This is a genomic window from Kitasatospora sp. NPDC101108 (assembly GCF_055584725.1).
The window spans coordinates 1-14,109 of record NZ_JBVJLM010000006.1; the positions used below are offsets into that span (position 1 = coordinate 1).

Here is a 14,109-nt window from a genome sequence, read left to right on the forward strand (position 1 = left end):
TCCGCCGCTACATCATCTGGCGGAACAAGCACGCCGCCGACGAGCGCCTACGCGAAGTCGTTACCAGGGCGAACGTTGCCTGATGTGGCACTAGGTGACGGCTCTGACAGCCCGTCGTGCCGCGACATCAATGAAACACGTTCTACTCGACCGGAGCGTTACCCAGGTCACACCGTCGCACGGTTGGCTTCTGCCACTATGGGGCCGTGACCGACCTGACAGAACAGCAGAGGCCGACCGATCAGGCGCCCGATCCGGCCGCCCCGTTCGCCGAACTGCTGGAGATCGAGCAGCTGGACGGGAACACGTTCCGGGGCCACTGCCACGCCGGTGCCCCGATGCGCGCCTTCGGCGGCCACGTCGCCGCCCAGGCCCTCGCCGCCGCCGGACGCACCTGCCCCGCGAAGCGCGCGGTGCACTCGCTGCACGGCTACTTCATGCTGCCCGGCGACCCGACCCGGCCGATCGACTACCAGGTCGAGCGGCTGCGCGAGGGCTTCACCTACACCACCCGCCGGGTCCGGGCGGTGCAGGAGCGGAAGGAGATCTTCAACCTCACCGCCTCCTTCAAGCTCCCCGAGCCGACCGCCGACGACCGCCACCGCGCGATGCCCCCGCTGCCCGCCCCGGAGGGCCTGCCCGACGCCTTCTCCCACTGGGACGAGGAACTGCGCGCCGCGATCAAGAGCTCCGACGGCTTCCGCGACCTCGAACTGCGCTTCGTGCCGCCGGACGCCCCGGGCGTGCCGCCGGCCGTCCCCGGGATGCCGCAGCAGTTCGTCTGGCTGCGCATCTCCACCCCGCTGCCGGCCACCGAGCCGCTGCTGCACGCCTGCGCGCTCACCTACCTGTCCGACCTCACCCTGGCCTCCACCGCCGGTCTGCACGAGCAGGCGAACTTCTTCCAGCGCACCGAGCCGCCCCGGCTGCTGATGACCTCGCTGGACCACGCGATGTGGTTCCACCGCCCGTTCCGGGCCGACGAGTGGCTGCTGTTCGCCCAGCGCAGCCCGTCCGCCTCGGACGGCCGCGGCCTGTCGCTCGGCGAGTTCTACGACCGGGACGGCCTGCTGGTGGCCTCGGCCGTCCAGGAGGCGCTGATCCGCAGGCTGCCGTAGGGCGGCGCGTCTCGGCACTCCAGCACTCCAGCACTCCGGCGCTCCGGCGCTCCGACAGCCGCCCGGGGAGCCGCCGGACGCCCCGGCACGCTCCGGAGGGAGCCCGGTTGCCGCCGGGCGAACGGAAGGGGGCCGGTCGGCGTCATACTCCTGAGCGGCCCCGGCCCGTATCATGGTGCGGGTGACCAAGGTTGACCTGTCACCACGGCCGGTGGAGGCGATGTCTCCGCGTCAGCTCGAACGCCGCGAAAGCCTGATCGCGGCCGCGCTCGCCCTGGTGAACGAGATCGGCGTCGAGCGGCTGCAGATGAAGCAGGTCTGCGAGCGGTCCGGAGTCGCCCTGGGGACGGCGTACCGATACTTCTCCTCCAAGGACCACCTCCTGGCAGCGGCGATCGCCGAGTGGCACCGTCTGCTGCTGGCGGACCTGGTGGCCGAACTGCGGGGACCGCGCGCCGGACTGGGGGCCACGGACCGGGCGGTGCGGTTCGTCCGCGGCGGGATGCGGGCCTACCAGCGCCAGCCCGAGCTGGCCCGGCTACGGGTGGCCGTCGCCGCCTCCACCGACCCCTTCGCCAGCGAGGCGCTGCAGGGCATGGCCCGGGCCGACAGCGCCGCCCTCCAAGCGGTGACGGCCGAGGTGCCGGCCGCCGCCAGCGACCTGGTGCGGCACATCGTCGCGCACGCCTGGCAGGGCGAACTGACCGCGTGGGTGACCGGCCGCACCACGCTCGGGGACGCCCGGCGGCGGCTGGAGGACGTGGTGCGGCTGGTGCTGACCCCGTACGAGACCCACTACCCGGCCCCGTACGAGGTCCAGTCCACCGGCTGAGCCCGGTCGGGGGCGCTCAGACCACCGTCACCGGGTGCGCCACCACCGCGCCGAACAGGTAACCCTCGCGGTTGAAGGCCTCCCGTTCGGGCTGGGTGGCGCCCCGGCGGTCCGTCGCGCGGGCGCGCAGTTCGTAACGTCCGGGCCGCTCGGGGCGCCAGACGGTGCTCCAGCGCGTCCAGTCGCCGGCGCACGGCTCCTCGTCCAGCTCGGCGGTCCGCCAGCTCAGCCCGCCGTCCGTGCTCACCTCCACCTGCCGCACCGGTGCCCTGCCGGACCAGGAGCGCCCGTGCAGCCGGTGCTCGCGCCCGGCCTCCAGCCGCGCGCCCTCGGCCAGTTCGAAGGCGGACTTGACCACCTGGGTGGTGAGCGCGGCCCCGCCGCCGGGCGGGTGGCCCGGGCCGAACATCCGGTAGAAGACGGTGTTCCAGGGCGAGTGGAGCGGGTGGTCGGCGACCTCGATGCTGCCGACCCACTTGATCGAGGCGATGCCGACCCAGCCGGGCACCACCAGCCTCACCGGCGCTCCGTGGTCGGGGGTCAGCGGCTCCTCGTTCATCTCGTACGCGAGCAGCGTGTCGTCCAGCGCCTTGGCGATCGGCAGCGGGCGGCGCACCGGGCCGTAGTTGGTGCCGTCGACGATGTAGTCCGGGTCCAGCCCGGTGGGCAGCACGTCCACCGCGGCACCGGTCAGCCCGGCGGCCCGCAGCACCTCGGCCAGCCGGACGCCCCGCCAGCTCGCCGAGCCGATGCTGCCGAGCGTCCACGGTGTGCCCGGGGTGAGCCGGCCCTGCTGGCGGTGGAAGTAGCTGCGGCCGTTGCCGGCGCACTCGATCAGCGCGTGGATCCGGGTGGCGGGCAGCGCCCGCAGGTCGTCCAGGGTGAACTCCACCGCCCGCTCCGGCGCCGGGGCGCCGGACAGGCCGCTGCCGAACAGCTTGAGCCGCCAGCCGGCCGGGTCGATCAGCGGGGTGCTGGTGTGGTTGCGGACGAAGAACCGTTCCACCGGGACATGACGGCCGACGGCGGCCCGGCCGTCGGCGTCGCGCAGCGCCTCCCAGCGCATCTCGGCGTTGGTGTCGCGCTGGACGAACCACTGGGCAGGCAGCGGCTTGACGATTCCGGGCACGTTGACGCTTCCGGACACGGGCCTGGGCACCTCCTCGGCGGCCGCCCGGCCCGGGGCGAACACCGGAGCGGCCGACGCGGGCACGGTGGGCGCCCCGGCGGCGGAGCGCAGCGGTATCCGGACGGCACTGTCCGGATGGCGCTCCACACCCCAGCGTAGGGGTCCCGGCGCTTTCCGTGACCGGTGCGGACGCCCGGACTTCGCGGTTGACCTTCTCACCGGTGTGAATACCTAGCGTTCCCGGTGTCGGAACGAGCGCCCGCCCGGCCGGGCCGCCCGACCGACGATGCAGCCCGTCCGTCCGTACCACCGAGGAAGCACCGAGGAGCACCCGTGCCGTCCACCGCCACCATCCCCGCCCCGCTCGCCCGGATCGTCCAGGGCTCGGGCCCCGGCCTGCTGCTCGCCCACGGCGCCGCGGGCAGCGCCCGGGACAACTGGGGACCGCTGCTGCCCGACCTCGCCGCGCACCGCACCGTCGTCGCCCCCGACTACCCCGGCTCCGGCGACAGCCCGTACGAGCCCGGCGAACCCACCCTGGACGAGTACGCCGACCGGCTGGTCGCGGCCGCCGACGAGGAGGGCCTCGACACCTTCGACCTGGCCGGCTTCTCACTGGGCGCCGCCGTCGCCGTCCGGATCGCCACCCGCCACCCCGGGCGGGTCCGCTCGCTGCTGCTGATCGCGGGCGTGGCCGGCGGGTCGGCCCGGCAGAGCGCCCTGTCCGAGCTCATGGTCGGGCTCCGCGACCGGCCCGCCGACCTCGCCGAGGTGATGCTCACCGTCGTCCTCGGCCACAGCTGGGTGGACGCGCTGCCCGCCGACCAGCTCGCGGCGCTGCGCGAGGGCCTCCGCTCCCCGCTGCCGGCCGGTTTCCCCCAGCAGTTCCGGCTGGCCGCCCGGGTCGACGTCCGCGCGGAGTTGGCCTCGATCGCCGTGCCCGCACTGGTCGTCGGCGCCGCCGAGGACATGCTCGTCCAGCCGTCCCAGCACCGCCTGCTGGCCGAGGGTATTCCCGGCGCCCGCTTCGTCGAACTCCCCTCCGGGCACCTGCCGATGGTCGAGGCACTTCCCCAACTGCGCGACGTGGTACTGGAGTTCCTGAAGAACTGAGCCGAGGGGATCCGGGCCGGGAACGGGCGTGGCCGGGAACAACCCCTATGGCAGCCCGCGTTGACCCGATCATGCGCATCGGAGAACTCGCCCGCCTGACCGGGGTTTCCGCCCGCCTGCTCCGCTACTACGAGGAGCAGGGCCTGCTCCGGCCCGCCCGCACCGCGGCCGGCTACCGCGAGTACGTCGAGGAGGACACCGTACGGGTGTGGCAGATCCGCAGCCTGCTCGCGGCCGGTCTGCCCACCCGGATCATCGCCGGGATCCTGCCCTGCGCCACCGGACCGGTGCCCGCCCTGACGGCCTGTCCGGACCTGCTCGCCACCCTGCGCGGCGAGCTCGCGGACCTGGACGCCCGGATCGAGGACCTCACCCGCAGCCGGCGGGTGCTCTCCCACTACCTGGCGACCGCGCACGCACCGATCGAGGAGCAGGCGGCCTGACGGGACGCCCTACGGGACGCCGTACGGGACGCCGTCGGCGAGGCCCTCCCCGAACGCGGACGGCCTCGCTGACCAGCGCATACGCCCCGCCCGCGGGTCGGGTGGGGCGTATGCGGCCAATCGACGCCCAAGCCCCGCCCGGACTTCACCCGCGCGTACCGACCGTTCACACCGCCCTGGAACCCTCCCTGTCATGAACGCCAGCCCTCAGGCGCCCTACCAGGAACCGCGCTTCCCGCTCCCCCAGCGCCACCGCCGCCTCCTCGCCTGCACCGCCGTCCTGGCCTCCATCGCCCTGGGCACCCTCGGCGTCGGCGCCACCGTGGAGACCGTCCAGCACGGCCCGCTCGCCACCGCCACCGCGAGCAAGTAGCCGCCGCCTCCCGCGCCCGGTCCGGGGGCCGGCGCCCGATCGAAGATCATCAAGGGCTAGGATCCTCCCGCAACACGACGCGAAGGGGAGCCAGTGGCGCGGGTTGCGATCATCGGGGGCGGTATCAGCGGGCTGGGGACAGCACTCATGCTCGGCCGACGCGGCCACCCGGTCACGTTGTTCGAACAGGACACCCGGCAGGCCGAAGGCGACCTGGACCAGGACTTCTACCACTGGAACCGGCCCCGCGTCCCGCAGGCCGACCAGCCCCACTCGTTCCTCGCGCCCGTACGCAGCGTGCTGCGCGCCGAGGCCCCGGACGTCTACGCGGACCTGCTGGCCCGCGGGGCCCGGGAGTACCACGACTTCGACTGGTTCGACGAGCACCCCCCGCACCGGGCCGGCGACGAGGAGCTGGTGACCCTGCGCACCCGCCGCATCGTGCTGGAAGCCGCGCTCACCGCGGCCGTACGGCGGGAACCCACCGTCGAGGTGCGGCGGGGCACCCGGGTGAGCGGCCTCACCGTCGAAGCCGGAGACCCGCCCCGGGTCACCGGCGTGCGGACGGACACGGACACCCACCCGGCGGACCTCGTCGTCGACGCGGCCGGCCGCCGCTCACCGGTCCCCGCCTGGCTGGTCGAGGCCGGCTGCCGCCCGCCCGTGGTGGACAGCCACCGCACCGGGATCACCTACGTGTGCCGCTGGTACCGCCTGCGCGCCGACGGCCCGCGCGACCCCGGGCGGGTGAGGACCGGATCGGCCGCCGGGTTCGCGCTCGCCGGCGTCTTCCCGTCCGACAACGACACCTTCGCGTTGAGCATGGTGCTCTCCACGGGCGACCCCACCCGCGGCGCCCTCACCGACCCCGCCGTGTTCGAGGCCCTCCTCCGGCACTTCCCCGCCTGCGCCGCCTGGCTCGACCTCGACCCCGAACCCCGGTCGCCCGTCCTGGCGATGGCCGGCCTGGACAACCGCTGGACCTCCCTCACCGACGACGTCGGCCCCGTCGTCACCGGCCTGGTCAACGCCGGGGACAGCCTCGTCCACACCAACCCCACCCTCGGCCACGGCGTGGCCCTCGGCCTGCGCGCCGCCCAGTACCTGGCCGGCCACACCGAGCAGGTCGCCACCGACCCCGCCGGCTACCACGCCTGGACCACCGGGACCATCCGCCCCTGGTTCGACGCCCAGGTGACCGCCGACCGCACCAACGAACAACGCCTCAAGGACGGTTCGGCCCTCCCCGACCACCGCGCCGCCGCCCTCGCCGCCTGCGCCTTCGACGACCCGGTCGTCATGCGGGCCCGCGCCCACGTACGCCACCTCGTACGGACCCCCGACGTCGCGTACGCCACCGAGGAGGTCGACCACGCCGTCACCACCTGGCTCGCCGCCCGCCCCCACTTCACCCCGCACCACGACGGCCCCACCCGCGACCAGTGGGACGCCCTCATTCCCGGCTAGCCCCCGGTCCGGCTCGGTCGTAGCAGGGGGGACCGGCTTCAGCCGCGGCCGGGCTGACGACCGTGCCCTTACCGCGCCGAGAGCGCACCGGTCCACAGCGTCCCGACCGGCAACCCGGCGAACCCGTGCGGTCACGGCACCAGCTGCAGGGACCACACGCGTCGGGCGCGGCAGGTGCTTGGATCGGCGCGGAAGGTCGGGGCGGAGCGCGGGCCCGGTGACCAGGGGCGTCGCTAGATGTGCGGGCCCTCACGGGGCGGGGGCGCAGTCGGGCCGGCGGGGCGGGAGTGGCGGCCGGTGCCGGGGGTGGGGTGGAGGTCCGGGGCCGGCGCGTAGCGGGCGGCCGGGGGGCGGAGGAGCCAGGTGGTGCGGGGCGTGGGGGTGATCAGGCCGAGGCGGTGGAGGAGGTCGAGGGCGTCGCGGCGCAGGGCGGTGCGGTCGGCGAGGTAGCGGGCGGGGAGGTCGTGGTCGTCGGCGATGTCGCCGAGGACCCCGTCTATCAGTGCGTCGGGGATCGGGACGTCGCCGCCCGTGTCCTCGCCCGGCAGCGGGCGGACCTCCTCGACCAGGCGTTCCACCAGCAGCAGGGTGGCCTGGGCGAGGGTGCCGGCACCGGGGAGGGCGAGGTCGGTGAGTTCCGCGGCCGGGTCGAGCAGGGCGACGCCCTCGGCGCGCAGTTCGGCCTCCAGCCCGAGGAATTCGGCGAGCGCGGCCGGGCCGCTGAGCCGGTGCTCGCGCAGCCATTCGCGCTGGTCCTCGGGGAGGTCGGCGGCGAGGACGGCCGGCGTCTCGGCGAGGAGGCGGCGCACGGCGGTGCCGGGCTCGGCCTCGGCGGCGCGGCGGATGAGGTCGGCGGCGTCGTCGGCGAGCGCGGGCGGGCCGGCCGGGACGGCGCGGGCGAGTTCGCGGTCGACGGTCAGCACGAAGGCGGTGTCGCCCGGGTCGGCCGGCAGTTCGCCCAGCACCTGCCAGTCGGCCAGCGCGGCGAACGCCATGTCGAGTGACGTGTCGAGCCCCACGTCGAGCCCCACGTCGACTCCCTCGCCGCCCCCGCCCCCGGCCATCAGCTCGGGCGCGGCCGCCCGCATCGCCTGGAGCAGCCGCCCGTAGGGGAGTTGCTCGGGGGCGTCGACGAGCAGGGCGAGCGCGAGTGCGAGCCGGGCGTAGCCGGCCGGGGTGAACGGGGCACCGGTGGCGGGGTGTTCGAGGCGGCGGGCGGCGCCGGGGCCGAGGCCGGCCTTGCAGAGCCGGGCGTGCCAGGGGCCGACGACGAGGCGGTAGCCGAGCAGGGTGTCGAAGCGTTCGGTGAGCCAGTCGCGGTGACGGCGGATCAGGGGGAAGCCGTCGGCGTGCGGGCCGGAGGCGGTGACCAGCGGGTGGGCGAGCAGCAGCCGGGCGGCGATGCGGCGTTCGGCGTCCGGGAGTTCTCCACCGGAACGATCCTGCACGTCGCAGGACAGTTCCGGGAGGGCACGGCTGCGCTCCGGCCTGCGGTGCCTGCCGGGCCGGCCCCGCTTGGCGCCTGACCGGACGACGGGCAGTGCGGCGGCGTCGCGGCGGGCGCGGCGCAGGCCGCCGTCGGCGCGGGCCTCGCGGGCGCGCGGGACGGCGCCCGCGTGGGCGGTCGGGCCGTGCCACCAGCTGACGGCGGGCTCGGCGGGCACGGCCGCGGCGCCGAGGTGGCGGGCGGGGTAGAGGCCGAAGGAGGCGGTGCACAGGTCGTCCGCGGTGCCGGGGGTGGCGGCGGCGAACCAGTGGGCGAGCCGAAGCAGTCCCGGGTCGGGCGAGAGTCCTTCGGCGGAGGCCTGCGGGTCGTCAGCTCCGCTCCCGGCCAGGGCGTCGACGGGGCCGGCCTCGCCGTCGGACCCGCGTGCGGATTCGCAACCGGCTTCGCATCCGGCTCCGCGTACGGCGAGGACGGCGTCGGCGCTTCCCCGGCCCGCCCCGCCCGTGCGTCCGTCCGGCCTGCCGGCGGCCACCCGAATGGCGCCGACCGCGTACTCCTGCTGCTCCATGTCGGGGTCAAGACTAGACGGTGACCGGGTCACCCGGTGGCAGCAACCGTCCTCCTGAGGAAGTCTCCGCAGGAGCCCTCGAACCGGCCGCCCGCCCTCCGCTCTCCCGGCCGGGCCGTCACCGCCCGCGCCCCGCCCGGGTTACGCACCGGTAACCCGGTCTTCCCCCGCCCGAACGGCTCCCGTAGGGTCGGTGGATCTCCCCAGCCGAGCGACCTCGGAGGCAGTCCCCGCATGAGCATCCGCACGACCACCCGCGCCACCGGTCTCGGCGCGCGCCTGCGTTCGGCCACCGGCCTGCTCGGCGGCTTCGCGGCCACCTCGGCGGCGCACCTGGGCTCGATCCTGTCCGGGGCCTCGGTGCTGCAGAACGCCACCAAGCCGGCCCTGATGCCGCTGCTGGCCGCGCACAGCGTGTCGGCGGCGACCGCCGCCGGACGGGAGGCGCCGAAGCTGCTGGCCCCGGCGCTGCTGGCGAGCGCGGGCGGGGACGTGCTGCTGCAGCTGAAGGACGACACCGCGTTCCTGGCCGGCATGGGCTCGTTCGCGGCCGCGCACGTCTGCTACGTCACGATGTTCGTCCAGCGCGGGGCGTTCACCGACCGCCGGCGCGCGCTGGTGGTCGCGGCCGCGTACGCGGCGGCCTGGGTGGGCCTGGTCGGTCAGCTCTGGCCGGACCTCGGGGAGCTGAAGGTCCCGGTGGCCGGGTACAGCCTGCTGCTCACCTCGACGGCCGTCACCTCGGCCGGGCTGGGTTGGCGGACCGGACTGGGCGGGGCGCTGTTCCTGCTGTCCGACACGCTGATCGCGACCCGACTGGCGAAGTGGCGCGAGCTGCCGGGGCATCAGTTCTGGATCATGGCGACGTACGTGCTGGCCCAGTACCTGCTGGCCAGCGGCATCCTCCGGCAGGAGCGGCACGAGGAGCGGCACGAGGAGCAGCAGGACCACACGCGGTTGCGGGCGCGACCGGCCGTCTGACGCGTCGAAGCGCCGCCGTCCCGTCAGGGTCCGGCGGCGCGACGCGCTGGTGCGGAGGGGCCGGGGCCGTCAGGCACTGCGCCTCCGGAGCAGCCAGAAGCCGCCGAGGCCGCCCGCGACCAGGGCCAGCCCTCCGGCCAGCTCCGCGGGGTCCGCCGCGACCGAGCCGCCGAGACCGGTCTTCACCGCGCCGTGCGGGGCGACCTGCTGGCTCCCGGCGCCGGACTGACCGAGCGAGCCGGCCCACTCCCCGGCCGCCTTGCCCCAGTCGCCCAGGCCCTTGTCGGTGCTGGAGGCGGCGACGGTGGTCACGGTGACGCTGGTGGAGAAGGTGCCGCCGTCCGGGCAGGTGCCGTCGACCTTGCTGCTGCCGTTGTACTGGGAGGCCAGTCGGGCGGAGCCGGTGTGCTTGCCGTCGGCTCCCAGGGTGAGGGTCGCGGGGCCGCCCTCGAAGGCGGCGGAGTGGGCCGAGATGGTCTTGGCGTCGGGCTTGTCCGACTTCTCGCAGGAGACCGTGACCGTCACGGTCTGGCCCGGTGCGGCCTGGGACGGGCTGACCGAGGCCGCACCGTCCCTGGCTGCCGCGAGGGGGGCCGTCAGACCGGTCAGCACCGTCGCGCCGATCAGGGCGGCGGCGGCCGTACGCATGGGGCGCATGCCGGAACCTCCGGGATTCTCGGGCGCAGCCGGGGACTCCCATGTCCACGTGGTGTTTCAACTGCACCCGGTCATTCACCGACGGTAGGCAGGGCCTCCGGGCCCGGCCACCGCTCAGAGCCGTTCGAGCGACGGCCCGTCACGCACTGTCACGACGAAGCGCGGAGCCGCGGTGCCTCAGAGGTCCAGGTCCACCACGACCGGGGCGTGGTCCGAGGTGCCCTTGCCCTTGCGGGCCTCGCGGTCCACGTAGCTGTCGGTGACGGCGTCGACGAAGGGCTTGTTGGCGTAGGTGAGGTCGATCCGCATGCCCCGGTTCTTCGGGAAGGCCAGCTGGCGGTAGTCCCAGTAGGTGAAGGGGCGGTCGTACTTCAGCGGGCGCGGCACCACGTCGTGCAGGCCGATCTCGCCGAGGGCCTCCAGCGCGGCGCGCTCGGCCGGGGTCACGTGGGTGAGGCCCTCGAAGGCGGCGACGTCGAAGACGTCCTCGTCGGTGGGGGCGATGTTGAAGTCGCCGAGGACGGCGAAGGGGCGCGGGCCGGCCGCGTCCTCGGCGGCGGCCTTGCGCAGCGCCTCCAGCCACTCCAGCTTGTAGCGGTAGTGGGCGTGGTCGACCTCGCGGCCGTTGGGCACGTAGACCGACCAGACCCGGACCGGGCCGCAGGTGGCGGCGATGGCGCGCGGCTCGACGGCGGGCAGCAGGGCGTCGTCGGCCAGGTAGCCGGGCTGGCCGGGCAGGTCCCGCACGACGTCCTCCAGGCCGAGCCGGGAGACGACCGCGACGCCGTTCCAGCGGCCGGTGCCGTGCGCGGCCGTCTCGTAGCCGAGCTCGCGGACCTGCTCGTACGGGAAGGCGTCGGCCGCGCACTTGAGTTCCTGGAGGCAGAGCACGTCGGGCTTGGCGCTCTCCAGCCACTCCAGGAGCTTGGGCAGCCGCGCGGTGACGGAGTTGATGTTCCAGGTGGCGATGCGGACGGTCACGGCGGGCGGCCTTCCCGGTGGTTCGGTCGGTGCGGACGGGGGTGGGCCGCCCCGGAAGGAGGCCCACCCCGAACATACCGCCCGGCACTGACAACCCGGCCCGATCAGCCGCCGGGACGGGCGTCCGCACGGATCAGCGCGAGCCCGCGGGGCGCACCACCGCGGCCGAGCCGCCGCCGCGCCGCACCGGTTCGGCGGCGGCGACCCAGCGGCCGTCCGGCAGCCGTTCCACGCCGGTGGCGGCGCCGATCTCGCCGCCGGTGGTGAACCGGTGCCCGAGGGCTTCCAGCCCGGCCCGTTCCGGCAGTGCCAGGAAGCCCGGCTCGGCCTGGGTGGCGGCGGTGTTGCGCTGGCTGGCGCGCGGCGCGGCGATGGCCTGCTCCAGGGTCAGCCCCCGGTCGAGGCGGCCGAGCAGCACCTGGAGGGTGGTGGTGATGATGGTCGCGCCGCCGGGGCTGCCGGTGGCCAGCAGCGGCTCACCGTCGCGCAGCACGACGGTCGGGGACATCGAGGACCGCGGGCGCTTGCCCGGACCGGGCAGGTTGGGGTCGGGGACGCCGGCGGTGAGCGGGGCGAAGTCGAAGTCGGTCAGCTCGTTGTTGAGCAGGAAGCCCCGGCCGGGGACGGTGATGCCGCTGCCACCGGTCTGCTCGATGGTGAGGGTGTAGGAGACGATGTTGCCCCAGCGGTCCGCCACCGTGAGGTGGGTGGTGTTCGGGCCCTCGTAGGGCTCGGCGACGCCCTGGCCGGTGTCGGCGCAGTCGGCCGGGTGGCGCGGGTCGCCGGGGGCGAGCGGGCTAGTGAGGGCGTGGTCGGGGCTGATCAGGCAGGCCCGGGAGGCGGCGTAGCGCTCGGAGAGCAGCTGCTTGGTGGGGACGTCGTTGAAGGCCGGGTCGCCGACCCAGCGGTTGCGGTCGGCGAAGGCGATCCGCGAGGCCTCCAGGAAGTGGTGGTAGTACTGCGTGCTGCTGTAGTCCGAGAGGTCGCCGTCCTCCAGGATGTGGAGCGCCTCGCCGACCGTGGTGCCGCCGGAGCTGGAGGGGGCGATCGAGTAGACGTCGTAGTCGCGGTAGGCGACGTGGGTGGGCGCCTGGCGGCGGACCTGGTAGGCGGCCAGGTCCGCGGTGTCGACCTTCCCCGGTCGGGCGTTGCGGCCGGAGGCCGGGTCGACCGGGGGGTGCTGCAGGGTGTTGACGATGTCCTTCGCCAACTCGCCCTGGTAGAAGGCCTTCACGCCGTCCTTGGCGAGCAGCTTGTACGTCGCGGCGAGGTCCGGGTTGCGCAGGACGGAGCCGACCTCCGGGGGCTTGCCGTTCGGCAGGTAGAGCTTGGCCGTGGCCGGGAAGTCCTTGAACCGGCCGTAGTTGTCGGCGGTCTGGCCCCGGAAGGTGTCGTCGACGACGAAGCCGTTCTCGGCGATCCGCTCGGCGGGCCCCAGGGTCTGCGCGAGCGAGCGGGTGCCCCACTGGCGCAGTGCGGAGTCCCAGGTGGCGGGGGTGCCGGGGACGCCGACGGACAGGCCGCTGGTGACGGCGTCGGCGAAGGCGAGGGGCTTGCCGTCCTCCAGGAACAGTCCGCTGTCGGCGGTGTGGCCGGCCACCTCCCGGCCGTCGATGGTGTGCACCCGTCCGGTGGCGTGGTCGTAGTAGACGAAGTACCCGCCGCCGCCGATCCCGGACGAGTACGGCTCGGTCACCCCGAGCGCCGCGGCCACGGCCACCGCCGCGTCCACCGCGTTCCCGCCCTTGCGCAGCACCTCGATCCCGGCCGCGGTGGCGTCGGCGTCCACGGACGCCACCGCCCCGCCCCACCCCACCGCCTCCGGCGCCTTCGGTGGCGGCGCCGCGGCACCGGCGGGTCCGGTGGTGGCCCAGACCAGTGCGGTGGCGAGCAGCAGTGACGGCGCGAGACGGGCCAGAGCCCTCATCCGAGTCCTCCTGAGTCGACGTCAACTCACCAGTTGTTCCACAGGAGCGGTAATCCGACAACCACATCGCACTACTACTCACGGGTAGTTGACATCCCGATGACCCGGGCATTCTCGAAGGTCACGTCGGGTCACGTTCCGGATTCGGTTCCGCACGATCCGGAACATCTCTTTATCTGATCCATATACGGTGTGACGGTCCGCCACGTCCCCGCCACAAGAAGGACCCGGATCCTCCGTGCATTCGTCACCGCCCCCGCCCCCGCCCTCCCAGCCACCGGCAGTTCCGCCGCACCGCCCCTGGTGGCAGCGCCGCGGGGTGCACCTCGCCAGCTTCCTGGTGTTCCCGGTCGCGGCCTTCGCGATCGCCTGGACCTGGCCCCGACCGCTCTGGCGCAAGCTCACCAGCACGGTGGTGGCGGCGTTCTGCAGCCTGGTGTGGCTCGGGACGCTGGTCGGCCCCCAGCCGACCACCCCCGCGCCCGCCCCCGCGCCGGTCGCGGCGACGGCCAGCCCGTCCCCCGCACCGACCCCGACGGCCACGCCGACGCCGTCCGCCACACCGACGCCGTCCGCCACGCCGACGCCCACCCCGGTCGAGACCCCGACGGCGACGCCCACCCCCGAACCGCCCGCGCCGACCCAGGCCCCGCAGAACCACAGCGAGCCGCCGGCTCCGGCCCCGCCCGCACCCAAGCCCGCCCCGCACCCCACCGCCCAGCCGGCCGATCCGGGCAGCGGTGGGAGCACGGATGGAAGCACAGATGGCGGGAGCAGCTCGTCCACTGGCGGCGGCGCGAGCAGCTCGGGCGGGAGCAGCACTGGAGGGTCCGGCTCGGGAGGCTCGACGTCTGGAGGGTCCGGCTCGGGCGGAGCAAGCTCGGGGGGCGGTTCCGCCGGGACCGTGCACCCGGGAGCCTTCTGTGCCCCGGCCGGCGCGACCGGCATCACCGTGAAGGGCACCCCGATGGTCTGCGGACCCGCCAGCGACGGCCGGGACCGTTGGAAGTCTGCCGGCTGACGGGCGACGGCTGACAACTAACAGAGTTCAGATTTCAGCGAACAGATAACGT

At 74.6% G+C, this 14,109-nt stretch carries 13 protein-coding genes and 1 pseudogene; 9 read left to right on the forward strand and 5 right to left on the reverse strand.

The genetic code is table 11. The features are described 5' to 3' along the window. From ACZ6Z8_RS15335 to ACZ6Z8_RS15345, 3 genes and pseudogenes are all read left to right on the forward strand, one after another. Nucleotides 1–83 (forward strand): annotated as a pseudogene (locus ACZ6Z8_RS15335) (transposase); the annotation flags it as partial. Between the two features lie 123 nt (nt 84–206). After that, the gene (locus tag ACZ6Z8_RS15340) at nt 207–1,118 is read left to right on the forward strand and encodes an acyl-CoA thioesterase (protein WP_465609878.1); all 912 of its coding nucleotides are present in this window, start codon (nt 207–209) and stop codon (nt 1,116–1,118) included. 181 nt (nt 1,119–1,299) lie between these two features. Further along, nucleotides 1,300–1,950, forward strand: a complete 651-nt coding sequence (locus tag ACZ6Z8_RS15345; RefSeq protein WP_350512702.1) for a TetR/AcrR family transcriptional regulator — start codon at nt 1,300–1,302, stop codon at nt 1,948–1,950. 16 nt (nt 1,951–1,966) lie between these two features. Here the strand turns inward: ACZ6Z8_RS15345 and ACZ6Z8_RS15350 are convergent, their stop codons facing one another. Next, nucleotides 1,967–3,226 (reverse strand): sulfite oxidase, encoded by a 1,260-nt coding sequence (locus ACZ6Z8_RS15350; protein ID WP_465609880.1) that lies wholly within the window; start codon nt 3,224–3,226, stop codon nt 1,967–1,969. Nucleotides 3,227–3,412: 186 nt separating this feature from the next. Here ACZ6Z8_RS15350 and ACZ6Z8_RS15355 point away from each other — a divergent pair, with 186 nt between their 5' ends. The 4 genes from ACZ6Z8_RS15355 (at nt 3,413) to ACZ6Z8_RS15370 (ending at nt 6,475) form a co-directional block, all read left to right on the forward strand. Then, the gene (locus ACZ6Z8_RS15355) at nt 3,413–4,192 is read left to right on the forward strand and encodes an alpha/beta fold hydrolase (protein WP_465609882.1); all 780 of its coding nucleotides are present in this window, start codon (nt 3,413–3,415) and stop codon (nt 4,190–4,192) included. 47 nt (nt 4,193–4,239) lie between these two features. Next, a complete protein-coding gene (locus ACZ6Z8_RS15360) occupies nt 4,240–4,635 on the forward strand; it encodes a MerR family transcriptional regulator (protein ID WP_465609884.1) in 396 nt (131 codons plus the stop codon). Between the two features lie 193 nt (nt 4,636–4,828). Continuing rightward, nucleotides 4,829–5,008, forward strand: coding sequence for a hypothetical protein (locus ACZ6Z8_RS15365; protein ID WP_380414412.1), 180 nt, complete (start codon nt 4,829–4,831; stop codon nt 5,006–5,008). A gap of 93 nt (nt 5,009–5,101) precedes the next feature. Then, the gene (locus tag ACZ6Z8_RS15370; protein ID WP_465609886.1) at nt 5,102–6,475 is read left to right on the forward strand and encodes an FAD-dependent oxidoreductase; all 1,374 of its coding nucleotides are present in this window, start codon (nt 5,102–5,104) and stop codon (nt 6,473–6,475) included. 233 nt (nt 6,476–6,708) lie between these two features. Here the strand turns inward: ACZ6Z8_RS15370 and ACZ6Z8_RS15375 are convergent, their stop codons facing one another. Beyond that, entirely contained in the window at nt 6,709–8,490 is a 1,782-nt protein-coding gene (locus tag ACZ6Z8_RS15375) for a DUF2398 family protein (RefSeq protein WP_465609888.1), read from the reverse strand. A gap of 234 nt (nt 8,491–8,724) precedes the next feature. Between ACZ6Z8_RS15375 and ACZ6Z8_RS15380 the strand changes: the two genes are divergently transcribed. Continuing rightward, complete coding sequence (locus ACZ6Z8_RS15380; protein ID WP_465609890.1) at nt 8,725–9,471, forward strand: lysoplasmalogenase; 747 nt, start codon at nt 8,725–8,727, stop codon at nt 9,469–9,471. Between the two features lie 69 nt (nt 9,472–9,540). Here ACZ6Z8_RS15380 and ACZ6Z8_RS15385 read toward each other — a convergent pair whose 3' ends face one another. The 3 genes from ACZ6Z8_RS15385 to ggt form a co-directional block, all read right to left on the reverse strand. Then, a complete protein-coding gene (locus ACZ6Z8_RS15385; RefSeq protein ID WP_465609891.1) occupies nt 9,541–10,128 on the reverse strand; it encodes a hypothetical protein in 588 nt (195 codons plus the stop codon). A gap of 177 nt (nt 10,129–10,305) precedes the next feature. Continuing rightward, complete coding sequence (locus tag ACZ6Z8_RS15390; protein WP_465609893.1) at nt 10,306–11,109, reverse strand: exodeoxyribonuclease III; 804 nt, start codon at nt 11,107–11,109, stop codon at nt 10,306–10,308. Nucleotides 11,110–11,242: 133 nt separating this feature from the next. Then, nucleotides 11,243–13,036, reverse strand: a complete 1,794-nt coding sequence (ggt, locus tag ACZ6Z8_RS15395) for a gamma-glutamyltransferase (RefSeq protein WP_465609895.1) — start codon at nt 13,034–13,036, stop codon at nt 11,243–11,245. 319 nt (nt 13,037–13,355) lie between these two features. Here ggt and ACZ6Z8_RS15400 point away from each other — a divergent pair, with 319 nt between their 5' ends. Next, on the forward strand, nt 13,356–14,057 hold the full coding sequence (locus ACZ6Z8_RS15400; protein ID WP_465609896.1) for a hypothetical protein: 702 nt from the start codon (nt 13,356–13,358) through the stop codon (nt 14,055–14,057). Nucleotides 14,058–14,109: the final 52 nt, after the last annotated feature.